Source organism: Niastella sp. OAS944 (genome assembly GCA_024809215.1).
GTDB lineage: Bacteria > Bacteroidota > Bacteroidia > Chitinophagales > Chitinophagaceae > Niastella.
Genome location: JANUBW010000008.1, coordinates 259,196 through 285,314 on the forward strand (window position 1 = coordinate 259,196; position 26,119 = coordinate 285,314).

Below are 26,119 nucleotides of genomic sequence, written 5' to 3' on the forward strand. Positions count from 1 at the left end.
AGCACATTAGCTAATTATCACATCAGCTAATTCTGCTTTCACCATCCTGTCCTTCCCCTGCAAATCCTTCTTTACTACTGCAACAAAACCATTCGATTCAAATAACGCCTTTGTTTGCTCGCCCAGATCTTCATGAATTTCAACAAAGATGCTGCCACCGGGGCGTAGCTTTTCTTTTGCAAACCGGGCAATGGCGTCATAAAATACCAGTGGATCTTCATTAGGTACAAACAAGGCCAGGTGCGGTTCATAAGCCAGCACGTTCTGCAACATGGTGCTTGAGTTATGGTGTGGTATATAGGGTGGGTTGCTTACTATTATATCAACTGTTGGCAGTGTAGGCCAGCTGGCTGTATGTAAAAAATCGGCCTGTAGAAATTGAACCGGCGTTTGCTGGGTGGCCGCGTTTTTCGCAGCTACTGCCAGCGCCTGTTCGCTCACATCGCAGGCGTATACTTCTGCCTGTGGGAGCTTCTTTTTAAGAGAGATTGGAATACAGCCGCTGCCTGTGCCTATGTCGAGAATGCTGAAGTAGGAGGTAGGAGGTAAGATGTAAGAAGAGTCCTCTTTTTTCTGACTTCCGACTTGTTCCAAAACCCATTCAACCAACTCTTCGGTCTCGGGCCTTGGAATAAGCACATTCTCATCGACATAAAGCGCCATTCCGTAAAACCAGGCTTCGTGCAAAACGTACTGTACGGGTTTGTGGTTCAGCAGTTCCTGCGTATATTGTTGTATTTGGGTTAACTGATGGGGCGGCAACGGCGACTGTTTATGCACAATACGGTCGATCTTTCGCATACCGGTAACATGTTCAATAACCCAGTCGGCAATATTGGCTGCCTCGCGGTTATCGTACAGGTTGTACAAAGATATGGTCAGTTGCTGTTGCGCCTCATGTAGGGTCATAGCGGCAAAGATGGCGGATTTTGGACTATATTTGCGGCTTTATTTCAGTTTCCGGTATTAGTTGCCAGGTTTTGATTTGAAGCTTTATGATTCTAATAATGTGTTGCAGGTTCCAGGTTCCAAGGTGCAGGGAAATACAGGATGCTGAAAATACTTTTGAACTCAGCAATAAAAGCCCTGTAACATGCACCCTGAAACATGTAACAGTTAAATAAATGGAAGGTTTTTATACATTCATCAAAGACTGTTGGCAATTGACCATTCACCATTGACTACTCACCAAACATACATGCAACGGTGTATTCAGCTGGCCGAATCGGCTGCGGGGTACGTAGCGCCCAATCCCATGGTGGGGGCGGTGCTGGTGCATGAAAACCGTATCATAGGCGAGGGGTATCATCAACAGTATGGCGGTCCGCATGCCGAAGTGCATTGTATAAATTCGGTAAAAGAGGCCGACCGGCACCTGATACCGCAATCAACCATTTATGTGTCACTGGAGCCCTGCGCTCATTTTGGCAAAACACCGCCCTGTGCCGATCTCATCATTGAAAAAAAGATCCCGCACGTGGTAATCGGTTGCCGCGACCCCTTTAAACAGGTTGATGGTAAAGGAGTTGAGAAATTGCAGGCGGCCGGTATTCAGGTAACCATGAATGTGCTGGAGCAGGAATGTAAAACCCTTAATAAGCGGTTTATTACTTTTCATACAGAACACCGTCCGTACATTGTTTTAAAATGGGCGCAAACGGCCAATGCCAAAATAGCCGGTGAGGCCGGTGGCGAACGGTTGCTTATCAGCAATGAGTTCACCAACCGGCTGGTACATAAATGGCGTGGCGAAGAAGCGGCCATTCTGGTGGGTACTAATACGGCATTATTCGATGATCCGTCATTGACGACCCGATTATGGAAAGGCGCCAACCCAATGAGGTTGGTGGTTGATATGAACCTGCGTTTGCCATCGTCCCTGCAGTTATTTAATAAACAGGTAAAAACCATTGTGTTCAACGGCCTGAAGCATGATGAGCAGGAAAATCTTTTGCATTACCAGGTTACGCAGGATGTAAAACTGGTGCACCAGATAGCAAATGCTTTATACCAGTTAAAGGTGCAAAGCGTGCTGGTTGAAGGCGGCGCGCAATTGCTGCAATCGTTCATTGATGAAGGCCTGTGGGATGAAACAAGAGTGATCACCAATAACGAACAGATTGTTGCAAACGGATTGCCCGCCCCACGTATGCAAAGCGGCCGTTTGTTAAAACAGGAATCGTTGTTTTCAGATACCCTCCAATATTTTGTGAACCCGCAAACCCTGGTACAGTGAGTAGTTTATTCTTTCTCATTGCCAGTATTATACTTACTGCCTGGCTTACTATTGCTTTTAAGATCGTTGGCCGGTTAGGTATCAATAACCTGCAGGCTATTGTATTTAACTATACGGTTTGTGTTATCACCGGCACCTTTGTAAACGGAAGTTTTCCGGTAAACAGTTCGCTGGTAAAAGAGCCCTGGTTGCCATGGGCGTTGGTAATGGGTTGTGGGTTTATTTCCCTCTTCAACCTGGCTGCCTATACCGTTCAAAAAATAGGTGTGGCGGCAGCAACGGTGGCGTATAAACTATCAATGGTTATTCCATTTGTATTTTCAATATACCTGTATAACGAAGATGCTACCATTTTGAAAATAGCCGGTGTGGCTGTTGCATTACTGGCGGTATGGCTAACAACAAGGCCTGCTGAAAAAAATAAGAATGAACATAAGGTGTCGTGGATGGTATGGGCTATGCCCTTGTTGCTGTTTGTAGGCAGCGGTTTGCTCGATGCTATGATAAAATATGTTGAACAGGCTTTTATAAACCCTGGTAACCAGGATGCGTACCTGATCACCGCTTTTTGTGTGGCTGCTACAGTAGGTTGGCTTATTCTGTTCTACCTGTTTAGTACGGGCAAACAAAAGCTTTCTGCAAAGGCGTTGGTGGCTGGCATATGCATAGGTGTACCAAACTATTTTTCTATCTGGTGCCTGCTGGGTGCTTTAAAAGGATATTCAGGCAACAGCTCGGCCATTATACCCATCAATAACATGGGTATTGTATTGTTTACCGCTTTAGTGGCCTGGTTAATTTTTAAAGAAAAGCTATCGGCTGTCAATTGGCTGGGTATTGCATTATCATTAGGTGCAATTGCATTGATAGCTTATGGTTGAAATACCCAACCCTTAATTAATTTGAATTATGAGCGACCCCGAATTTTTTTATACGATCGATAAAACCGTAACCGCAGAATATAAAGACCGTGGCAGTAAGTTTATTGCCTATACGTATCCCATTCAATCGGTTGATGATTTTAAGAAGAGCATGGAGGCTATCAAAAAAGAACACCCTAAAGCCACCCATCATTGTTTTGCCTATCGTATAGGGCTTGATAATAATACGTACCGGGTAAGCGACGATGGCGAACCATCGGGCACGGCCGGCAAACCTATACTGGGGCAAATAGATAGTAAAAAACTAACCAACGTTCTGGTGGTGGTAGTGCGTTATTTCGGTGGTACGCTGTTAGGCGTGCCGGGGCTTATCGAAGCATATAAATCAGCCGCCTCGATGGCACTGCAGGTAACGCCTATTATACAAAAACCAATACAGGTTAACTATAGAGTGCAGTTCGACTATACCCAAATGAATGAGATCATGATGCTGGTAAAGGCGCTCAATTGCACGGTGCTGGAAAAAGATATGAACCTCTTTTGTCACATAGTGATCGGAATTCCAAAGGGTAGGCTCGAAGAAGCGATCTATAAGTTTAAAGAGATCAGAAATGTAGAGATAACGAAAAGTAATTTGTAGTATCTTTCGCTATATAGGTCTGATAGCGTATGATACGGTTTATTACAATGATCCTGTCCCTCGTATTACTCGCGGCCTGTAAATCGGGTAATAGTCCGTGGGGTAAGAATAAGTCGAAAGATACATTATCGGTGCATTCCGTTCCTTATGAAAGGTTATTAGATAAGGCAATGGACAGCGCCGAGCAAATGTCGTTTTTCAAAGATTACTGCATCAGGCATCTCGATAGTCATAAACGTGAGAACCGCTTTAATACCACAGCCGTTTTTGACGGCGATACCACCAGGATACAATTTTACAAGGGAAACATTTGCACCGATAAAAAGCAACATGCTGTTGTTGGTTTCGAGAACAAGAACCTTTTCTTCTTTTTCATGAAAGAGAATAGCTGGAAGCTGCGCCAGGTTATGAATGGCTTTGGCGTTATTAAAGACAGCGCCGTTCAGTTCTGCGATATAAATTTTGATGGGTTTAAAGACCTCTCCATCATTTGGAATTATACAGCAGGCACCTGCAGCTGCACAATGCCCGGTTGCCGCGACATTTATCTTTACAATTACGAATCTGATAACTTCGACCATTTACCCCAAATAAGGTCATTCTTCGATTTCGGCATTTCCACTGAGGAAAAATCAGTTTACCTGGGCGAACATTGCACTGGCTTTTATGGAAAGTATATGTGGCAGAATGGCCAGTTGCAAATACAGGAAGAATATGCTTCTAACCAATGGAATGAAAAGGATTCAACGCGCTGGCGCCTTGAGCATTTTATTTATAACAATGGGGAACGCATGCCTGCTTATACCGTGCCAAATTTACCGCTGCCGGAGAAGTGGCAGAAGCAATTTGGGTGGAGTCAATAGTTATTGAGTTCATCAGGTAACTAATGAACTCAATAACTGAACAACTAATTGAACCTATCACTCACAACCAGTTCCTTACTTCCCGCAGTATATTTATAAAACCCTTCACCGGCTTTCACACCAAGGTATCCCGCAGTAACCATATTAGTCAACAACGGGCAGGGTGCATACTTGGGATTTCCGAATCCTTCGTGCAATACGTTCAGAATGGAGTGGCAGGTATCGAGCCCAATAAAATCGGCTAATTGTAATGGACCCATAGGATGGGCCATACCCAACTTCATGATGGTATCAATTTCATTTACACCGGCAATGCCTTCGTACAAACTGTAAATGGCTTCATTGATCATTGGCATAAGAATGCGGTTGGCAATAAAACCAGGATAATCGTTCACTACGCAAGGCACTTTACCCAGTTGTTTGCTTAATGCAACAATGGTATCGGTAACTGTTTGCGAAGTTGCATAACCGTTAATGATCTCAACCAGTTTCATTACTGGTACCGGGTTCATAAAGTGCATGCCTATTACCTGGCTGGCGCGTTTGGTAACTGCAGCAATACGGGTTATTGAAATGGAAGAGGTATTTGTAGCCAGCAATGCATTGGCGGGGGCCAGGCTATCAAGCTGTTTAAAGATATTTAATTTAAGTTCGATGTTTTCGGTGGCGGCTTCAACAACAAGTTCGGTACCATCAACACCTTTGGCCATATCGGTAAAAGTAGTGAGGTTGGCCAGGGCACTGCTCTTTTGTTCTTCTGTTGCGGTGCCTTTGGCTATCTGCCGGTCGAAGTTCTTTTGAATGGTTTGAATGGCTTTTTCAAGCTGGGCGGCATTTACATCAATGAGGTTAACTTTAAAACCGTTCTGAGCAAAAACATGTGCAATTCCATTACCCATGGTTCCCGCACCAATTACAGCAACGTTAAGCATAATGTGATAATTTGATAATGTGCTAATATGCTAATGATGAAAGCGGTTGCTAAGATAATGTACTTACTTGATAACTAACAAGTGTTTGTGTTGGCGAATGTAAAAAACGCCATAGAAGTTTTGCTGCAAATTCATGAGGTGTCGGAAGCAAGGTATGCTCGAATATAGGATACCTTGTCAACATGTTAACTTGTTAACCCGTCAACTAATTCTGGTTTTTAAAGTCGCCTCTTTTCCAGGCTTTAATAAATTCAGCCCATGCAGCGGGATTGAAGATGTTTTGAGGAGGGGCCTGTCCATTGGAATAATACCGCTGTGCATTATTACGCAGAAACATACCTGAGCTTTCGCTACCATCGCGGGGGAGGGTGCGGGCCAGTACTCTGCGTTTTGATTCGTCGGTATTCTTGCGGGCAATTTCTAAATCATCATCGGGGATAGCTACATTCACAAAATCACGCTCAAACTGTTCTTTGGTTGGTCGGGGCCGAATGATGGTTGCAGGCAGGTAAACCGTGTCGGTAACCATCAGTTGCAATAAACTATATTGATTTCCTTCGAGTTCGCGGGGAATATTGGCCAGTTTTGGTTTATAACCAACCGAGGTAAATTCAACGATATCACCTTTCATCACAACAATACTAAAAACGCCCTGTTCGTTGGTTATGGTACCACGGTTCTGACCCTTTATCATTACAGTCACTGAGGGGATGGCCTTCAGGCTGTCGGCAGTCATTACAACACCGTATAACTGCACTACGGAGTCTTTCAGTTTCTCAAACTGAGCATTAGAAGCAAAGGGGATGGCAATCGCCAGTATGATCAGAAAAAGTAAACGTCTTTTCATGCCCGTCAAATATATACATAATGCCCAAAATACTTAAACAAAATACACCCCCCAATAGTTAATTTTGTGGCAAATAAATCTTTTTAACAAAACTATTAGATGAATGACCCCTGAGAAAGTTTTAGATGCATTGAGGAACGTTCAGGAACCTGACTTGGGAAAGGATATTGTTACATTGAATATGGTAAAAGACATTGAGATCAATGGAAATGCGGTGTCTTTCACATTGGTGCTTACCACACCGGCCTGCCCCATGAAAGATATGATGGGAAGGGCCAGCGAAAATGCGATCAAATCACTGGTTAATAAAGAGGCAGTTGTAAAGGTGAATTTTACTTCCAACACCAGTACCAACCGTACTGATCCCGGATCTGTGCTGCCAAAAGTGAAAAATATTATTGCTGTAATTAGCGGTAAGGGTGGCGTGGGAAAAAGCACCGTATCGGCCAATCTGGCACTGGCTTTGGCCCAAAGTGGTGCAAAAGTGGGCCTTATGGATGCAGATATTTATGGTCCCAGCGTACCTATCATGTTTGGGGTGCGGGGCGAAAGACCCATGATGAAAAGCATGGGGGAGGGCCAAAAAGGAATGATTGTGCCACTGGAGCGGTTTGGAATAAAACTGATGAGCATCGGGCTGTTGGTTGATGAAAAAAGTGCGGTTATCTGGCGTGGGCCAATGGCCAGCAGCGCCATTCGCCAGTTTGTGACCGATGTGTTGTGGGAAGAGCTTGATTACCTGGTAATAGATATGCCGCCCGGTACCGGCGATATTCATTTAACCCTGGTGCAAACCGTACCCGTTACCGGAGCGGTAATTGTTACCACACCGCAGGATGTGGCCCTGGCCGATGCTAAAAAAGCCATCGGTATGTTTAGCCAGGCCCAGATCAAAGTTCCGGTGATAGGGCTTGTTGAGAATATGAGTTATTTTGTTCCCGCCGAACTACCTGATAATAAGTATTATATCTTTGGCAAAGAAGGAGGCAAACGCCTGGCCGAAGAGTATGATCTTCCCTTCCTGGGTCAAATACCCCTGGTACAAAGCATCCGCGAGGGTGGCGATATAGGGATACCAATTATGATGAGTGACGATATGATCACCCGTCAGGCTTTTGAAGAATTTGCAGCCAATGCCACACGTAGTATTGCCATGCGCAATGCCAATATGAATGCGGCAAAGGTTGCTGAAGTAATAGATTAGTTTCCGGTTACCAGTTGCCGGTTACCAGGGCCCGGAAACGGGTAAACTGGTAACCGGTAACCAAAATATACACACCAGCCATTAGTCAACATTAATAAGATTGCTCCTCCAATATCCCTGAAATCATAACTGTAAAAAACTAATATGATCAAATTTAGGGAAGTAACAGAGCTACTATTACTTGTGGCGTTAATTTTCGCATGTCATGCATCAAAAAAAGTCTCCAACCAGGTGTTACCTGCATTTGATATAGAAGGCCATCGCGGCTGCAGGGGGTTAATGCCCGAAAATACCATTCCGGCCATGATGAAGGCGCTGGAGCTGGGTGTTACCACACTTGAAATGGATGCAGTGATCACCAAAGACAAACAGGTGATACTTTCACACGAACCATTTTTCAACCACGATATTACTACCGGCCCCGATGGTAAATATGTAACTGAACAGGATGAACGCAACCTGAACATTTACAAAATGACCTATGCGCAAACGCAAACCTATGATGTGGGCTTAAAACCGCATCCGCGTTTTCCTAACCAAAAGCGGTTGAAAGCAACCAAACCATTACTGAAGGAAGTAATTGAGAATGTAGAAGCATATCATAAACTGAACGGCGGACGAACTGTGTTCTATAATATTGAAACAAAAACACAGCCAATAACGGATGGTATCTATCACCCTTCACCCAGCGAATTTATAAATACGCTTATGAATGTTATCAACGGCGCCAATATCAGTGACCGGGTAATTATTCAGTCGTTCGATTTTCGTACGCTGCAGATCCTGCATAAGCGATACCCGGCTGTTAAAACGGCTGCACTGATTGAAGATTTTGATAAACGTTCGTTCGAAGAGCAGATGAAAGCGTTAAGCTTTAAGCCAACCATCTATAGCCCTCATTACAGCCTGGTAAATAAAGAACTTATCAATAAATGCCATGATCAGCAGATAAAAGTAATTCCCTGGACGGTGAATGATAAAGCGAAGATCGATGAGTTAAAAGCTTTGGGAGTTGATGGAATAATTACCGATTATCCGGATCTGTTGAAATGAGAAAATGAAAAAGGGAAATACAAAATATCGAATTACGAATTTTGGATTTTGAATGTCGAAGTGAAGAAACTTAGAACTTAAAACCAAGAACATGCATTTATCTCTGGAAGGAAAGAACGCCGTCATTTGCGGAAGCTCGCAGGGAATTGGGTTGGCCATTGCAGAAGAGCTGGCATTGTTAGGCGCCAACTGTACATTGCTCGCCCGCAATGAAGAGTCGTTACATACGGCGGTAAAGACCCTGGATGTTTCTCTGCGGCAACAGCACAGTTACCTGGTGGCTAATTTTAGTAAGCCCGAACAGGTAAAGTATGTTATTGAGCAGCATGTACAGCAACATCCGGTGCATATTCTTGTAAACAATACCGGCGGGCCGCCGCCGGGGTCGGTACTCGATGCCACTGAAGAGGCATTTTTACAGGCATTCAACCAGCACCTGATCGTAAACCAGCTGCTGGCGCAAGCTGTTATTCCTTCCATGAAACAGGCGGGGTATGGCCGCATTATCAATGTGATCTCTACCTCAATACGAATTCCCATAACCAATTTGGCGGTATCGGGTACAGTACGCGGTGCCGTAGCCATATGGTCTAAGATCCTGGCCAATGAAGTAGGGCAGTTCAATATAACCGTTAATAATATTTTGCCGGGGTTAACTAAAACACAACGGCTCGATAGCCTTATACAGAATAACGCACAAAAACGAAGTGTTTCAACCGACGTAATAGAACAGGAAATGAAGCAGGAAATACCCATGAAGCGGTTTGGTGAAGCGGCCGAACTGGCTGCCGTAGCCGCCTTTCTGGCCTCACCCGCAGCTTCATATGTGAATGGTGTAAGTATACCTGTTGATGGTGGAAAGACGGGAAGTTTGTAAGTTTACCGCCGATTAACAAAAACTACATGCAATTTCAAAACACGCAGGCATTTGCTCAAATGCTTGATCAACAGGATGAACTACGCTCATTCCGCAATGAGTTCATTATGCCCGTTATCGATGGAAAACAACAGATCTATTTCCTGGGCAACTCATGCGGTTTACAACCTAAACGAACCTCCGCTTACCTGCAACAGGTATTGAACAAATGGGCCAACTATGGCGTGGAAGGTTTTTTTATGGGCGAACAACCCTGGTTACAATACCACGATCAGCTGATAACACCGCTTTCAACCATTGTAGGGGCATTGCCACACGAAGTGGTGGCTATGAACCAGCTTACAGTGAATTTGCATTTGCTGCTGGTGAGCTTTTACCAGCCAACTCAAAAACGCAATAAGATCATTTGCGAGGCCAAAGCCTTCCCCAGCGATCAGTATATGCTTGAAACACATGTACGCTATTGCGGTTTCAATCCAAATGAGGTGATCATTGAAGTGGCGCCGCGGGCTGGTGAGCCTACTATACGTGAGGAAGATATTTTACAGGCAATAGAACAACATAATAACGAGCTGGCGCTGGTGTTGTGGGGTGGTTTGAATTACTATACCGGTCAGGTGTTTGATATGGCTGCCATTACAAAAGCTGCACAGGCTGTAGGGGCAAAAGTAGGTTTCGATCTGGCGCATGCTGCCGGTAACATTCCCTTGCAATTACACAACTGGAATGTAGATTTTGCTGCCTGGTGCAGTTATAAATACATGAACTCGGGGCCCGGCGGTATTGGCGGCGCTTATATACATGAGCGTTATCACAATGATGAAAGCTTACCCCGTTTTGCCGGTTGGTGGGGATATGATAAAGCCACCCGTTTTTTAATGCAGAAAGGGTTTAACCCAACGCGCTCGGCAGAAGGCTGGCAGTTAAGCACGCCATCACCGCTATTATATGCCGCGCACCGGGCCGCGCTCGAAATATTTATGGAAGCCGGTTTCGACAGGCTGCAAAAGAAAAGAAAACTATTGAATAACTGGCTATGGTTCCTCCTCGATGAATTGAACGGCCGGCAAACTGAACCTGTTATTGAATTTATAACACCCCGCGGGGAAGAGGAAAAAGGCAGCCAGGTTTCTATGTTAATGTTACAACAGGGTAGGCAGGTGTTTGACGAACTGGCCCGGGCCGGTGTTATTGTCGACTGGCGCGAACCCAATGTAATTAGGCTGGCACCGGTACCATTATACAATACTTTTGAGGAAGTATGGCAATTCACTAATATCTTGCGACAAATTTTACAACTCCAACACGCATGACACGGCAGCAACTGGTTGAACAAATACGCAGCAAACAAAACTACCTCATTGTAGGGCTCGATACCGATATTACAAAGATCCCCAGGCATTTGTTATCAACGGCCGACCCGGTCTTTGAATTCAATAAACAGATCATCGATGCCACAAAGGACCATTGCGTGGGATATAAGATCAATACGGCGTTTTATGAAGCGCTGGGCATACCCGGCTGGGAGGCTATGGAGAAAACGGCTGCTTACATTCCCTCAACCCACTTTAAAATTGCCGATGCAAAACGTGGCGATATAGGTAATACCTCATCGCAATATGCAAAAGCATTTTTTGAGACCCTGCAGTTTGATGCTATAACCGTGGCGCCCTATATGGGGGCCGACAGCGTGTTGCCGTTCCTAGAGTACAAAGACAAATGGACCATTGTATTAGGATTGACCTCTAATTCGGGCGCCCGTGATTTTGAACTGCAAAAAGCAGGGGATGAGCTGTTGTATGAAAAAGTACTACGTACCGCTGCCCAATGGGGAACCGCCGATCAGTTGATGTTTGTTGTAGGCGCCACACAGGCATCGGAGTTTACAAATATTCGTGCTATAACGCCCAACCATTTTTACCTGGTACCGGGGGTAGGGGCGCAGGGCGGTAGTTTAAAAGATATTTCCGAAAAGGCAATGAATAAAGAAGTGGGGTTACTGGTTAACGCCAGCCGCGCCGTTATTTATGCTTCGGGTGGTGAAGACTTTGCTGTTAAAGCAAAGCAGGTTGCACTGGAATACCAACAGGAAATGGCTGGCTATTTATAACCTTCATCCTTACAATTTTTCCGCTAAATAAAAACTTCATAAGAGATTTAATTTCACACACTTCGACTTGCGAAATGTGAATTATTTTTTCATCATCAGATAGGGGTGCACACAATTGCAGGCCCTAAAAAGCGTTCTTAAGTACTTAAAGACGTAAAGATACCAAAAGCCTTTTTCGTAACTGATATAGGTGAAATGAGTTGAAGTGCGAAGAAGTACTAAGTGCTCTTTCGTATTACTACCAGGTTCCAGCGAAAATGCAATAAGTATTTAAACGTCGAAACCCTAAAGTATTCACGTAACCGTAGACCCTTGTTAGAATGTATCATTCTTACATGGGATATGTTGTTGCATTATGGGTACCATTAACCAACGAACGTTACCTTACTGGTAATTGGTTTTAAGTTTTGCAACGTATTAATATTTTAAGAGGTCCGATATCCTATTGAAATTTAAAATCCAATCATCGGCTATGCGAAAAATTTTACGCGGGCACTTATTTAATAAGAATATCCTGTTTACCCTTTGCCTGGGATTATGTTTCCTGGGCGAGGCTCATGCACAGGTGTCCGGTACATTTACAATTAATTCTACCTTACCTGCTTCCGGATCTAATTTCCAAACTTTTTCAGCTGCAGTTGCCTTTGTGTCTTCAGGAGGCATAAACGGACCTGTAACCTTTAATGTTACAGGAGGCAGTACCTATAACGAACAGGTGATAATTAATGCCATTTCAGGTACTTCAGCTACCAATACCATAACTTTCAATTGTAATGGTGTAACGCTGAGTTTTCTGTCAACTGATTATAACCAGCGGGCAGGCGTTAAATTGAACGGCGCCGATTATATAACATTCGATAATCTTAATATTACTCCAGAGGCTGATGACTTCGGAGAATATGGGTATGGCTTTCATTTAATAAATGATGCTGACCATAATACCATCAAAAATTGCCACATCACCAATGTTGTAGACTGGAGCAATACCGATAATCATGAAGGTATTGTGATCAATGGTAACGATGGCGCTTCCTGGGATTTTGGTGAAAGCTTTTGCGACGATAACCTGATCCAAAACAATACCATCACCGGAGGAACAGTTGGCATTACCCTTAATTCATTACCCTCATCCTGGCTATCTGCTCCTGGAAATTTTATGTCGGGTAATAAAATTGTAGGCAATACCTTTTCAAATTTTATTTATTATGCCATCCAAATGTATTACACATCCGGTACAGTGATCGATGGCAATGATATTACCGGCGGGCCCGATGCTACAAGTACTTTGTACGGTATGTGGTTTGATACCTATAATTATGGTTTTTCCATTGTGAAAAATAAAATTCACGGGTTTCATCTCACTGCCGGCAGCGACGTATACGGTATATGGGTAGGTTCAATGAGTGCTCCGGGGCAAACATGCCTGATTGCCAATAATCTTATGTACGATTTTAGGACCAATGGTAAAATATTTGGCATCTATGCCGGCAAAAACTCTTCACTCCCATATGCCACTTCTTACCTTAATGTTTACAATAACACCATATCGATAGACGATCAGGTTACTTTGGGTTCTGAGGCTTATGGAATGAATTTTGAACAAACTACCTATGTGCAGGTGATGAATAATGTTATAACTGTTACCAGAAGAAGCTTTGACTTTAACTATGGTCTCAGATTCGCATTTACACCTAACAACTTTGCCAGTCAGCGAAATGTGATATATGTGCCTGATGGTCCGGCAGGTATTGATGCCGTAGGGAGAGTGATCAGTAATGATTATGTTACCATGGCTTCATGGAAGGCGGGAACCGGATATGATTATTACTCAACCGATGTTAATCCCGGCTACACCAGCCTTGCAACTTTCAATTTCAGGCCAACAACACAGTCCATCGATAATATGGCGGCTAACCTGAACGTGCTAACTGATATAGACGGTGTAGCCCGTAATACTGCAAACCCCGATGCAGGTTGTTATGAATTTATTTCAACAGCCTGTGCGTCATCCATTACAGGCGGTACAATTAATGTGCTACCCGATTCAGTTTTATGTTCCGGGCCTCAAATATCCCTGGGCCTCATAGGTAATTCGGCCGGGGGTGGGCAAACGTATACCTGGCAATCGAGCACTTCGCCAACAAGTGGCTTTACTGATATGGCCAGCCCGTTGGGTTTTCCATATTTAGAAACAACACCAACCAGTACCCGCTATTACCGTGTTGCGCTTACCTGTGGTGGAAACACTGCTTATTCAAAGATCCAACGCATAGTGGTTAACACTACGCTTAACGCAGGAACGTATACGATCAATTCCACACAACCCACAGGTGGGGTTAATTTCCAATCTTTTTCCGATGTTGCGAAGGCATTACAGTGCGGTTTCAATGGTTCGCTTGTGTTTAATGTTGCCAGCGGCAGCGGCCCTTATAATGAGCAGTTTTTACTCACAGATATACCATCTTCAGCTACAAACACCGTCACGTTTAATTGTAATGGTGCCACTATTACTTATGCGCCAACAGCTATAGAAAACAGTGCCGTGGTAAAATTGAAAAATTCTGACTATATCACAATTGATAGCCTGAACGTTGAGGTACAGGGAAGTTCTACGTATGGAGTTGGTATCCAGTTATTGGAAGATGCCGACAATAATACTATAAAACGCTGTAAAATAAATCTGAGTACAACTACTACCGAACCCTTCTATGCTGGTATTTCAATAACGTCGAAAGACGACGACCCAAAAGATGCCTCTTATCCGACTTATTGCGATAACAATCTTTTTGCCAATAACACGATCACTGGTGGTACATACGGCATTGCACTTGCTTCCGTGTCAGTTACAGTGAACTCATCATTCTGTGTAGGCAATATTGTAAGAAATAATAAAATATTGGATAACTACCTGTGCGGTATCTATATGCAGGGCCTTGGTAACACGCTCATCGATAGCAATGAGATCAGTCAGCCTACCCGTACTGTGCTCCCCCTGGAATATAGGGGTATGTATTTGTTTGAATATAATTATGGTGTTACAATAACAAGGAACAGGATCCATCACCTGGGCGATAAAGTACCATCAACTATTACCGAATATCTGGGTATAAAATGCGAAAATGTCAATTTAGCCCATATAGCTAATGAGCCTGTTGTTATCTCCAATAACCTGGTGTATACTTTCAGGGGAAGAGGACAACAATATGGATTCAATAACGTATCCTCCAGATACATCCTGTATTACCATAATACCATTTCACTCGATGACAGTACTTCTGTTAATCCGGGTGTTGTAAGATGCTTTGGTTCATTTGGCGCCATTGCCGATAAGGTGGAAGTAAAAGACAATATTTTCTTTATTCGCCGTGCTGGAACAAACGATAAGTTTGGCATATATATCGATCTTGCTGATAATAGCCTGGTAGCTAATAATAATAACTATTTTATTTCATCTACCGGAAGTAACGTATACATGGGTTTTTTAAATAAGGTCAACTACGCTACACTGGCCAATTGGCAGGCAGCTACCGGTAAAGATGCTGCTTCCGTTTCCATACATCCGGTATTTGAGGATATGGCTAAAGGTGATTACACGCCTACAAAGATCCTGTTGGAAAACAGGGGCGCAAATGTGGGTATTGCCAACGACTTCCTGAATAATAGCAGAAATTCCACAACCCCCGATATAGGCGCCATCGAATATACTATTTGCCGCCAGCTTGCCAATCCTGCACTTACCCTGGCAGAAGCAAGCGTAAATACGATCAAGTACAGCTGGACATCCGTTAAAGGTACCAGCGGATACCGTGTATCACGTGATGGTATCAACTGGTCGATCCCTTCCTCCGGCGATTTTGGTACCACCCATACCATTGTTGGTTTGAACCCAACAGATTCTGTTAAACTGATAGTAAAGGCATTGGGGTCACGAGCCGATTGCCCTGAGTATGTATCGCAATGGGTAGGAGCCCAGGCGCAATCTGACAAGGTGTTTATCCCCAATATGTTTTCGCCCAATAACAACCAGGTAGATGACTATTTCAAAGTATACAGCACTGTAATGAAAACAATGCACCTGATGGTGTTCAACCAATGGGGTGTAAAAGTTTTTGAAACAAACGATCCGCAAGGTCAGTGGGATGGAACCTATAAAGGCAAACCCCAACCCATTGGAGTGTATGTATACGTGGTAACAGGCGCATTGTTCGATGGTACCAAAGTAAATCAAAAAGGAACGTTCAATTTAATCCGGTAATCAATAACCCTTTAAAAACAGATTGTGATGCGATATCTTATAAAAACCGGCTTGTTGTTGTTGATGCTGGCATCGGCAATTGCAGGTAAATCACAAACAGATCCTCACTTTTCGCAATACTATGCTTACCCGGTATGGCTTAACCCGGCATTAACGGGAGCCATTGATGGAAACTACCGTGTTACAGCTATGTATCGTAGCCAGTGGGGCGGCATTAGTAATGCTTTTGCCACACCCGGTGTATCGGCAGATTTTGTAACAAATAAGAATGTAAGTTTTGGTGTGAATGTAATGAACCAGCGGGCCGGCACCATTGGTTACAGCTCTTTAACGGGCTATGGTACCATGTCATATAACGGTGTACGGTTTGGTTATCACCAAATTTCAATGGGTATGGCGTTGGGTGTGCTCAATCGCCGGTTCGACCCCTCTAAATTTACTGCGGGTAGCCAGTGGAGCTCAACTATGGGACCACCACTTCCAGGAGTTACAACCGGTGAAAATTTCACCAAAACATCGGCCATGACTTTTGATGCCGGTATTGGCGCTGTATATTTTGATGGCACGCCAGGTAAAAAAGCTAACTTCTTTGGTGGTATTTCGGCATACCATTTAACACAACCGCAGGATCCCTTTTTTGCCGGTGAAGAAAATGAAAAAATGCCCATGCGGTTAACAGCCCATGCCGGTATAAAATATAGCCTGAACGAAGATGTAAGCATAACCCCCAACGTATTGTATATGCGCCAGGGTAATGTTGATGAAAAAATGCTGGGCGCTTATGCCCAAATGAAGGTGAACGAAACAACCGACTTCTTACTGGGTGCTAACTACCGCCTGAACGACGCTGTTTCACCTTATGCAGGTGTTTATTATAAGAACTATATGATCAGTGTGAGCTACGATGTGAACATGAGCGACCTGGGTAAAGTTGCAGGCAATGCCAATAACTTCGAGATCTCCCTCACGCTCATAGGACGCAAATCGGTTAAGCAGGATGCGGTGCCATTTGTTTGTCCGAGGTTGTAAGATTCACAATTAAAGTTGATGGATTTCATTAGCACATTATCTCATTAGCAAATTAGCACATTATGTTTAAGCATATATTAATGATCGCCGGTTTAGGAATGGCTGCTGCCGCTGCAAATGCGCAGGCAACCAATTTTAAACGGGTGGCTGAGCAGTTCTATGCCAAAGGCGATTATTATTCAGCAGCGCACTATTACGAAAAGTACTTAAGTGGTAAAACACCGTCCCATGCAGGCTATAACGCCTATGTAGTACAAAAACAGGGCGCAGCTCTCATCAATACCAACGACCTGGGGGGCCTTAACAGTACCATGTTATATCAAATGGGCGACTGTTATTTCAACCTCAACGATTATATACATGCCGAACAGTGGTATAAAATATTGCTGAAAAAAGATTCGAGCACGTTCCCGCTTGCCCGCTACTACTATGGCATTTGTTTGCGCGCCAATGGTAACTATCCCATTGCGCAACAGGAGCTCAGTAAATTTATGCAGGAAAACAATGTTGGCGACCAGTACTCCAAAACGGCCCAGCAGGAGATCGATAACTGTGTATTTATTCAGCAACAACTGGCGAACGGTCCCACTGGCATAAAGATCGAAAGGCTTAATAGCAATATCAATAAGGAAGGCGCCAATTATGCCGCCAGCTGGATCAACAGCAATACCCTGGCATTTACCTCAACCCGGGCCGAAGGGTTTAATAATGCCCTGTACAGCGCTTCTTATAACGAGGGTGGGTTTGGCAAAGTAGAAAAGATAAACGTGGCTGCGCCCCGCAATACCCACCTGGGTACCCCGGCCTTTACACCCGATGGCTCAAAAATGTTCTTCACCAGCTGGATGGTGAAAAATGGCCGCAAACTGTCGGCTATTTACATGAGCGAACGCAATGGCGACAAATGGAGCGAGCCGGTGGTCATTGACGGCAAACTAAGCGAACAATCATTCAATTCACGCCAGCCCCAGGTAACGCCCGATGGAAAATACCTGCTATTTTCCAGTGACCGTTCAGACGGGATAGGCGGTTTTGATATCTGGTATGCTCCGCTCGACGGCAGCGGAAAGCCTGGTCAAATAACCAATATGGGTCCGGCTGTAAATACCACAGGCGATGAAGAAGCCCCATTTTATCATGGCGGCAGCCAATCACTTGTTTTTGCCTCTAATGGCCGAACAGGTATGGGCGGTTTCGACCTGTATTCTTCTGCCGGCAATTTTAGCGGTTCATGGACGGTAGCGCTTAACCTGGGTTACCCGGTAAACTCTGAAAAAGACGATATCTACTTCGTAGGGCGGGGGAAAGGCCTGCTCGAAGATGCCCTTATAAGCAGCGACCGTTTCTCTTTGTGTTGCCTTGAACTGTTTTCGGTTACCAAAAACTATCACCAGGTATTTACCGGGGTGGTGCTCGATTGTGAAAGCAAACAACCAATTGAGGGTGCTATTGTAACCGCCAAAGACCCACGTGGTAATGAGGTGGCCACCATTAAAACCCAGGCCGGCGGTAGATATACCATTCAAACCGATGCCGGCATAGCCCTGCAGATCAGCGGCCGCCAGGACGATTATCAGAATGGCCTGCTAACGGCTTACCCGTCGAAAGGTGATACCGTGTATGCCCAGGAGTTATGTTTGACAAAAAAGCCCGATCCGTTTAAAAATAAGACTGAAGTTACCTACCAGATCGTGTTTGAGTTAAAGACCGAGATCGCGAAGGAGTCTTATCCTTATCTTGATCTGATATCTGCCTATCTGAAAGCGAACCCCACCGTGGTGCTGGAAATAGATGTGCATACAGACGGTTTGGGCTCGGTTAAATCGAATGAGTTCCTGTCAAAAGGCCGGGCCAATGCCTGTGCTGAGTACCTGATAAATGCCGGCGTATCGCCCAGACAGCTCTCGCCAAAAGGATTTGGTGAGTGTTGCCCAATTGAGAAAGAGACCACACCAGATGGCAAGGATATTCCTGAAGCCCGTGAGAAGAACAGACGTGTGGTGTTCAAGATGATCAATGATGGAAGCCCTGTTAACAATGGTAACCCGATCATAAACGGTACCCAAACCACCAACTAAAATAGACAAACGTAAATCGGTGATCGGCTACACACACAGTTTCACCGATGAACAGGCAGAAGAACAGGTGGGTATACCCCCAGATATTACTGCCCTATTTTGAATTTTGACTGGCAGAAAAGTACTAAAATTAAAAGCCCCCGGATTTCGGCATAGCCGAATCATCCGGGGGCCTTATTTTTACGCCTGAAATCCCGGTTTTTCCCGTTAAATTTATTACGGCCATTTTGTGTAAGAACGGGTTGGTTGCCCAAAAGCAGCCGGCCGGGAAGGAAACCGTTGTTATCGGATAACCATGCATCGAGGTTATTCATTAAATCCGTACAGATTAAAAATCCTTAAATTGCATTAAGACCCAGCCTTTAAGAGAATTTTAACGTATAGGTTTAGTGATCATCTACATAATCAAAATTTACAATTTATGAAACAAATCTTCTCGGTCCTTTCTGTTACGTGTGTAGCGTTTTTCACTCTTTTTCTTTCTACGACCAATGTAAGCTGTAAAAAAGGTGACGATGGTGCAAAAGGCGATACCGGAACTGCTAATGTTATGTTCTCCGGTTGGCAGGATGTTCTATTTAACCCTGTGAAAAACACTGCTGGTGATACAATTGCATTTACGGCAGAAGTTGCAGCTTCGAAAATAAATAAGGCTATCTTGGATTCAGGTACTGTCAAAGTATACCTCAATGTAGGCTCTCCAACTACGCCTTCTGTTTTCGCTTTACCAATTACAGACTATTATGCGCTTGCAGGTGTTGAAAACATAAACCTTTATTTTTCTATAGGAAAAATTAACCTGTATGCAACTGGTGATGCCAGCTCTTTCACCGACGCTGGCGTTAAATATTGGCAATACCGTTATGTAATTATTCCTGGCGGAGTAAGAGTACCAAATGGTAGATCCGCTTTAAACTGGAATGATTATAATGCTGTTAAGCAATTCTACAATATTCCAGACTAAGCGTAACATGCGTAACAGAAAGAGTGATCAGTAAACTGGTCCCTAAGAAACCATTCTTTACCGGGAAAACCGGTTGAAAAGATTTACCGTATTTATTTCCTATAAGAGGACTTATTAATAACCCGTCGGGTCTATGCATACCAATGCATCGGCCCGGCTGGTTATAGTTACATGAGCATTTGTAACAGGAACCGCAGAACACGTTAACCTATTACTTCAGTAATCAAAATCTAATTGCTATGCGTTTTAAACAAAACGCTTCTGAGGCAAAAGCTGTTCAATCAACCTGCAAAAGACTGTTGTTGTTGTTATTTGTAGCAGGTTGTTTGCCCATCACTACCTACGCTTTTAATTCTCCATTTCATATAAAGGATACCAGATTTTTCCAGGACACCTCACTTGTGAGAGGTAAGGTAAGTGGTTCAGAAGAAGGCAGCATATTGCCCCAGGTGTCGGTACAGAACCTGGTGAGTGGCAGAGGTACCTTTACCAATACTTCGGGTGAATTTGCTATTTCAGCCAAAAGAGGCGATAGTCTCCGCTTTTCCTACACGGGCAAAGCACCCCAAACCATCATTTACCGGGGCGAAAGGTTTTTAGATGTACATCTGTCTGAAGGTGGCAAAGCCCTGTCGGAGGTGATCGTTACCGGTTTCCAAACCATCGAAAAAAAGAAATTTGCCGGTGCGGCAGCCACTGTTAAAATGGATGACGCCAAGCTGAACGGCCAAACTGATGTTAGCCGCATGCTTGAAGGCCGCGCTGCCGGGGTATCGGTACAAAACGTATCGGGCACCTTTGGTACAGCCCCTAAAGTGCGGGTGCGCGGCGCTACTTCTATTAACGGTGATAACAAACCTTTATGGGTGGTAGACGGTGTGGTGCTTGAAGATATCGTAAACATTTCGAATGATCAGCTATCGAGCGGCGACCCCACAACTTTGTTGGGTTCTGCTGTGGCCGGTTTAAATGCCAACGATATTGAAAGCTTCGATATCCTGAAAGATGCATCTGCCGCCGCGCTGTATGGCGCCAGGGCTATGAACGGCGTAGTAGTTATCACTACCAAAAAAGGCCGGGCCGGAAAACCCAATGTGAATTATATCGGCAACTTCAGTACCTATCTGAAGCCAAATTATAGAGACTTTAATATCATGAACTCGGCCCAGCAAATGTCGGTGCTGGCTGAACTGGAGCGAAAAGGAAGCCTCAACCCAAACATCCTCGACCGTGCTGATAACGGCGTGTATGGCAAAATGTATGAGTTGCTTAACCAACAAAACCCCGACGGTTCCTTTGTACTGAGAAATCTTACCGAGGACAAAAAGAACTGGCTGATCAGGTATGGCAAGGCCAATACCGATTGGTTCGACCTGCTTTTCCGTAATAACTTCCTGCAGGAACATTCATTAAGTATTTCAGCTGGTACCGATCGTTCCCAATCGTATTTCTCTACCAGCTACTTTGGCGATAACGGCTGGACCGTTGCCGATAAAGTAAGCCGTTATACCCTCAACTTCCGAAATAACTATAAGTTCAACGATAAGCTGAGTGCCGACTTTACTACTGTAGGTTCAGTACGTCAGCAAAAAGCGCCCGGCGCCCTGTCGCGCAACAGCAACCCGGTTGATGGAAGCTATGATCGCGATTTCGACATCAACCCATTCAGCTATGCCCTTAATTCAAGCCGCACTTTAACGGCTTTTGATGAAAAAGGCAACCGCGAATATTTCCGTCGCAACTTTGCTCCGTTCAACATTCTTACCGAACTGGAGAACAATTACATGGATCTGAAAGTGATTGACCTTCGTTTACAGGGTAGCCTTAACTACAAGATCACGCCCGACCTGCGGTATGAATTTGTAGGCGCCCTGCGTTTTGTGAAATCGAGCCGCGAGCATCAGATCACCGAACAATCGAACATGGCCAACGCTTACCGTTCTGCAGCAACGTCGACCATTAGAAAGAATAACAAGTTCCTGTATACCGATCCTGAAAATCCCGATGCAGAACCTGTTGTAGTGTTGCCGTATGGTGGTTTTTATAACCGCACAGAAGATGAACTGATGAGCTACGATTTCAGAAATACCCTTAACTATACTAAAACAATCAACGATCTTCACACCATCAGTGTGTTGGGTGGTATGCAGGTAAAATATGCCGATCGCCAGAATTTCTCCAATACCGGTTACGGATACCAGTATGAAAATGGTGGTACGCCTTTTATCGATTACCGCATTTTAAAGCAAACCATCGAGCTTAATTTCCCGTACTATGGCATGGCAAAAGATTATGATCGTTTTGTTGCCTTTTACGGGTCAGGTACATACACCTATAATTCAAGATATAACTTAACGGCTACTGCCCGCTACGATGGTTCAAACAGACTGGGTAAGTCAAACAACGCCCGCTGGTTGCCCACCTGGAGTGTGGCCGGTTCATGGAACGTAGAGCAGGAAGGATTTATGACCGATGTAACCTGGGTTGATGCCCTTACCTTACGCGGCAGCTATGGTTTAACGGCCAGTATGGGACCTGCAACCAACTCAAGCATTGTGTTGAAGAACATTACCACAAACAGAACTTACCTTACCGAAAGAGAGTCGGTGATCCAACTCGCTAACCTCGAAAACTCAGAGCTTACCTGGGAAAAACTGTATACAGCCAACGTAGGTATAGATGCTACGCTGTTGAACAAACGGCTTAATTTCAGCATCGATGCTTATCATCGGAACAGCTTCGACCTCATAAGCACTATTAAAACTTCAGGTGTTGGTGGTGAGCCCTACAAAGCAGCCAACTATGCCGATATGGAATCGCAGGGTTTGGAATTGCTGGTAGGGTATGTACTGGTAAATAACAAAACCTTTAAATGGCGTACCAATGTAACCGCAGGTTATAACACCAATAAGATCACCAACGCCCGCAACGAGCCCCTCATTTGGGACCTGGTAGCTGCAGAAGGTGGTAACAAACAGGGTTATCCCGTACGAAGCCTGTTCTCTATTAACTATAAAGGACTGGAGGATTTTACCGGCACACCGCAGTTTGTTGATGAAACCGGTAAGTTAGCCAATAACGTATACCTGCAAGACCAAAACACCAGCTACCTGGTATATGAGGGTCCTGTTGATCCCAAACTTACTGGTGGCTTATTGAACAGCTTTAGCTACAAAGACTTTACTCTGAGCGTTTTCCTTACTTATCAGGCCGGAAATAAGATCAGGTTATACCCTGCATTCAAGAACAGTTACTCTGATCTTGACGCTATGCCCAAAGAGTTCTACGATCGCTGGACAATGCCTGGCGATGAAAAGTACACCAACGTACCTTCTATTCTGGGTGCATTCGAACAGTCGAAGCTGAGCGGTTCAACACCTTATAACAATTATAACTATAGCACTGCACGTGTAGCCAGTGGTGATATGATACGTTTAAAAAACGTTTCGTTTACCTGGCAGGTACCAGCCAGAATAATTAAAAAAATAGGCATGAACAACCTCGCGTTGCAGGCCGTTTCGAACAATACCTGGCTTCTTTATTCAGATAAAAAGTTAAAAGGACAGGACCCTGAGTTCTTCAATACCGGTGGTGTTGCTTCACCCGTTCAAAAACAGTTTACGTTCTCACTGAAAGTAGGACTGTAAACAAAGGGAACAGGCAATTGCCGAACACATTGAAAACCGAAAAGTGTAACTCGAAACAAAAGCGAACATGCAAAAAATATTATTATATACCACCTGCGCACTGCTGTTTACCACGGTAGGATGTAAAAAGTTCCTGGAAAAGAATCCTGATAACCGGGCATCGGTTACCACGCCCGAGCAGGTGTCGCAGTTGCTGGGTACGGCTTACCCACAGGGTAATTATATGGCCTTTACCGAATCTATTTCAGATAACGTAACCGATAAGGGAACGGGCACGCAGGAAAAAACAAATATCGACCCTTACTTCTTTCGTGATGTAACAGATAACCAGCAGGATTCACCTGAGAATTACTGGAATGCCTGTTATACAGCCATCGCTGCTGCCAACCAGGCGCTGGAAGCCATCAGGAACGCACCTGATAGCACTTTGTACGCTGCACAAAGAGGAGAGGCATTGGTATGCCGCGCTTATGCTCACTTTATGCTTGTAACTTTCTTTTCAAAAGTGTATGATCCCAGTACTGCCGGTAGCGACCTGGGCATACCTTATGTAACTACTCCCGAAAAGGTGGTGTTTCAAAAATACGATCGCAAAACGGTAGAGTATGTTTATAATATGATCGAGAAGGATCTTACAACAGGTTTGCCTCTTATTGACGATACCAAATACACTATACCACGTTATCATTTTACAAAAGCAGCAGCCAACGCATTCGCCAGCCGCTTTTATTTGTTCAAGGGTGATTATAAAAGTGTGCTTGCCTATTCCAATGCGGTTTTAGGAACAGGTGATGTTACGCCTATGCTGCGTCCCTGGAATACCACTTACCGCACCATGACACCACAGGAATTATTTGCTGTTTACCAGAAAGCCACCGAACCGGCTAACCTGCTGTTAGTTGAAACAGTTTCTAATTGGGGCCGCGATTACTACCGGGTTCGCTACGGCCTGAGTGCAGATTTACGGGATGAAATACTGGCGGTAGAAGGACTAATGACTATAGGAACAAATGATGACTCTGCCGAGCTGGCTTTCAGGTATCAAACATATACAGCTGGTACCAATAATATCGTATTACCAAAGATCAATGAGTATTTCGTTCGTTCTTCGGTAAATGCCAACATTGGGCTGCCCTATGTTATGGTGCCTTTGTTCACTGCTGAAGAAGTACTGTTCAATCGCATAGAGGCGAATATCTATTTGAATGCTTCGAATGCAAATGCGGCCATTGCTGACCTCAACGCCTATGCAAGTACCCGTTTTGTTGATTATAATATTGCCGATTATACGATAACCCCTGCCAAGTTACAGGACTATTATGCAACAGGGAATGTTCGGTTAAACACCTTGTATGCATTGCTCGATTTTAAACGTGCTGAATATATGCAGGAGGGAATGCGTTGGTTCGATATCATTCGATATGGCATTGGTATAACGCACACCACCACCACAGGCGAAACCATGTCGCTGCCAGATGGTGATTTAAAGCGGGTGTTCCAGTTGCCCGAATCGGTAAAACAATCGGGTATGCCATTAAACCCCCGATAAACAACCGATCGATGCAAAACAACAAACGATAATCGATAAATATAAATGAGCATGTTCAAACATAAAATATACCTTCTCATATTGGCGCTGGCTGTATTTGCGTCGTGTAAAAAAGAAGACGACCTGGGCGATGTGAGTTCGATACCCGGATTGGGTGGTGATACCTGGGCGGCTACTGATATTGATACGTATATCAAAGACACCTTTACCATCCCGTTCAATGTAACTGCCAAATATAAATACGATCAGGGTGAACTGGATTTTGATAAAACCCTTACGCCACCCCGTGAAGAAAAGATCAAACCAGTACTGAGTACTATTAAAAAAGTGTGGATTGATAACTACGTGGCTGAAGCGGGAAAAGCCTTTATGCAGAAGTATATACCGAAATTCTTTGTATTGGTAGGCAGCGCCAACTGGAATACCGACGGTACCATTACGCTGGGAACTGCTGAAGGTGGCCGCCGTATTGTGTTATACGTGCTTAATGATTTCAGGGTTAAAGGTATGCAGGGGTATGTGCCTTCCGATTCGGTGAATATAAAAATGATGTTCCATACCATTGAACACGAGTTCGCACACATCATGCACCAGACAATATTGTATCCCCAGGATTTTAAACGCATTTCAGTAGGCGACTATACCTCAAACTGGAACAATATTGAAGATTCAACAGCCAATGAAAAAGGCTTTATTTCGGCATATGCTCAAAGTGCGCCGGATGAAGACTTTGTTGAAATGGTATCTATAATGCTTACTGAAGGCAAAGCCCGCTATGAAGCATTTATAAACAGTATTAAAAGTGCAGAAGCCAGATCCAAATTGCGTCAGAAAGAAACCATAGTGGTTAACTATTTCAAGGATGTATGGGGTATTAACTTCGCCAGTTTGCAAACCCGTACCCGTAACTCTATCAACGCATTGATCAATTAAGTACCAGTAATACGCTTAAGT

The 26,119-nt window shown here is 44.2% G+C and carries 19 protein-coding genes; 16 read left to right on the top strand and 3 right to left on the bottom strand.

The annotated features are described in order from the left end of the window. Positions 1-6 precede the first annotated feature (6 nt). A complete protein-coding gene (prmC, locus tag GGD38_RS27515; RefSeq protein WP_375303048.1) occupies positions 7-909 on the bottom strand; it encodes a peptide chain release factor N(5)-glutamine methyltransferase in 903 nt (300 codons plus the stop codon). Positions 910-1,177: 268 nt separating this feature from the next. Between prmC and ribD the strand changes: the two genes are divergently transcribed. Genes ribD through GGD38_RS27535 form a run of 4 tightly spaced genes read left to right on the top strand, consistent with a single transcriptional unit; the run spans position 1,178 to position 4,620 of the window. Beyond that, on the top strand, positions 1,178-2,236 hold the full coding sequence (gene ribD / locus GGD38_RS27520) for a bifunctional diaminohydroxyphosphoribosylaminopyrimidine deaminase/5-amino-6-(5-phosphoribosylamino)uracil reductase RibD (protein WP_375303909.1): 1,059 nt from the start codon (positions 1,178-1,180) through the stop codon (positions 2,234-2,236). After that, positions 2,233-3,117 carry a hypothetical protein gene (locus GGD38_RS27525; protein WP_375303046.1) on the top strand — a complete coding sequence of 295 codons (885 nt, stop codon included), beginning with the start codon at positions 2,233-2,235 and terminating at the stop codon, positions 3,115-3,117. Before ribD ends, GGD38_RS27525 begins: the two co-directional genes overlap by 4 nt. Positions 3,118-3,145: 28 nt before the next feature. Next, positions 3,146-3,757, top strand: coding sequence for a YigZ family protein (locus tag GGD38_RS27530; RefSeq protein ID WP_375303045.1), 612 nt, complete (start codon positions 3,146-3,148; stop codon positions 3,755-3,757). 47 nt (positions 3,758-3,804) lie between these two features. Next, positions 3,805-4,620: a hypothetical protein gene (locus tag GGD38_RS27535; RefSeq protein WP_375303044.1), complete on the top strand. Its 816-nt coding sequence runs from the start codon at positions 3,805-3,807 to the stop codon at positions 4,618-4,620. Between the two features lie 44 nt (positions 4,621-4,664). Here the strand turns inward: GGD38_RS27535 and GGD38_RS27540 are convergent, their stop codons facing one another. Both GGD38_RS27540 and GGD38_RS27545 read right to left on the bottom strand, forming a co-directional pair. Next, positions 4,665-5,552: a 3-hydroxyacyl-CoA dehydrogenase family protein gene (locus GGD38_RS27540; RefSeq protein WP_375303043.1), complete on the bottom strand. Its 888-nt coding sequence runs from the start codon at positions 5,550-5,552 to the stop codon at positions 4,665-4,667. A 205-nt stretch (positions 5,553-5,757) separates the two neighbouring features. After that, a complete protein-coding gene (locus GGD38_RS27545; protein ID WP_375303042.1) occupies positions 5,758-6,399 on the bottom strand; it encodes a carboxypeptidase-like regulatory domain-containing protein in 642 nt (213 codons plus the stop codon). A gap of 103 nt (positions 6,400-6,502) precedes the next feature. Between GGD38_RS27545 and GGD38_RS27550 the strand changes: the two genes are divergently transcribed. The 12 genes from GGD38_RS27550 (at position 6,503) to GGD38_RS27605 (ending at position 26,098) form a co-directional block, all read left to right on the top strand. Next, positions 6,503-7,603: an Mrp/NBP35 family ATP-binding protein gene (locus GGD38_RS27550; RefSeq protein WP_375303041.1), complete on the top strand. Its 1,101-nt coding sequence runs from the start codon at positions 6,503-6,505 to the stop codon at positions 7,601-7,603. Between the two features lie 144 nt (positions 7,604-7,747). After that, on the top strand, positions 7,748-8,656 hold the full coding sequence (locus GGD38_RS27555) for a glycerophosphodiester phosphodiesterase (RefSeq protein WP_375303040.1): 909 nt from the start codon (positions 7,748-7,750) through the stop codon (positions 8,654-8,656). A 91-nt stretch (positions 8,657-8,747) separates the two neighbouring features. Continuing rightward, positions 8,748-9,533, top strand: a complete 786-nt coding sequence (locus tag GGD38_RS27560) for an SDR family oxidoreductase (RefSeq protein ID WP_375303039.1) — start codon at positions 8,748-8,750, stop codon at positions 9,531-9,533. 26 nt (positions 9,534-9,559) lie between these two features. Further along, positions 9,560-10,846: a kynureninase gene (gene kynU / locus GGD38_RS27565; RefSeq protein WP_375303038.1), complete on the top strand. Its 1,287-nt coding sequence runs from the start codon at positions 9,560-9,562 to the stop codon at positions 10,844-10,846. After that, positions 10,843-11,643, top strand: coding sequence for an orotidine-5'-phosphate decarboxylase (gene pyrF / locus GGD38_RS27570; RefSeq protein ID WP_375303037.1), 801 nt, complete (start codon positions 10,843-10,845; stop codon positions 11,641-11,643). The genes kynU and pyrF overlap by 4 nt, the downstream gene beginning before the upstream one ends. A gap of 472 nt (positions 11,644-12,115) precedes the next feature. Then, a complete protein-coding gene (locus GGD38_RS27575) occupies positions 12,116-15,898 on the top strand; it encodes a right-handed parallel beta-helix repeat-containing protein (RefSeq protein WP_375303036.1) in 3,783 nt (1,260 codons plus the stop codon). A gap of 27 nt (positions 15,899-15,925) precedes the next feature. Further along, positions 15,926-16,927: a PorP/SprF family type IX secretion system membrane protein gene (locus GGD38_RS27580; protein ID WP_375303035.1), complete on the top strand. Its 1,002-nt coding sequence runs from the start codon at positions 15,926-15,928 to the stop codon at positions 16,925-16,927. Positions 16,928-16,989: 62 nt separating this feature from the next. After that, a complete protein-coding gene (locus GGD38_RS27585; protein ID WP_375303034.1) occupies positions 16,990-19,005 on the top strand; it encodes an OmpA family protein in 2,016 nt (671 codons plus the stop codon). 421 nt (positions 19,006-19,426) lie between these two features. Beyond that, positions 19,427-19,969, top strand: coding sequence for a hypothetical protein (locus tag GGD38_RS27590; RefSeq protein WP_375303033.1), 543 nt, complete (start codon positions 19,427-19,429; stop codon positions 19,967-19,969). A gap of 239 nt (positions 19,970-20,208) precedes the next feature. After that, complete coding sequence (locus tag GGD38_RS27595) at positions 20,209-23,616, top strand: SusC/RagA family TonB-linked outer membrane protein (RefSeq protein ID WP_375303032.1); 3,408 nt, start codon at positions 20,209-20,211, stop codon at positions 23,614-23,616. A gap of 67 nt (positions 23,617-23,683) precedes the next feature. Beyond that, entirely contained in the window at positions 23,684-25,165 is a 1,482-nt protein-coding gene (locus GGD38_RS27600; RefSeq protein WP_375303031.1) for a RagB/SusD family nutrient uptake outer membrane protein, read from the top strand. 51 nt (positions 25,166-25,216) lie between these two features. Continuing rightward, positions 25,217-26,098, top strand: a complete 882-nt coding sequence (locus GGD38_RS27605; RefSeq protein ID WP_375303030.1) for a putative zinc-binding metallopeptidase — start codon at positions 25,217-25,219, stop codon at positions 26,096-26,098. The last annotated feature ends 21 nt before the right edge of the window (positions 26,099-26,119 follow it).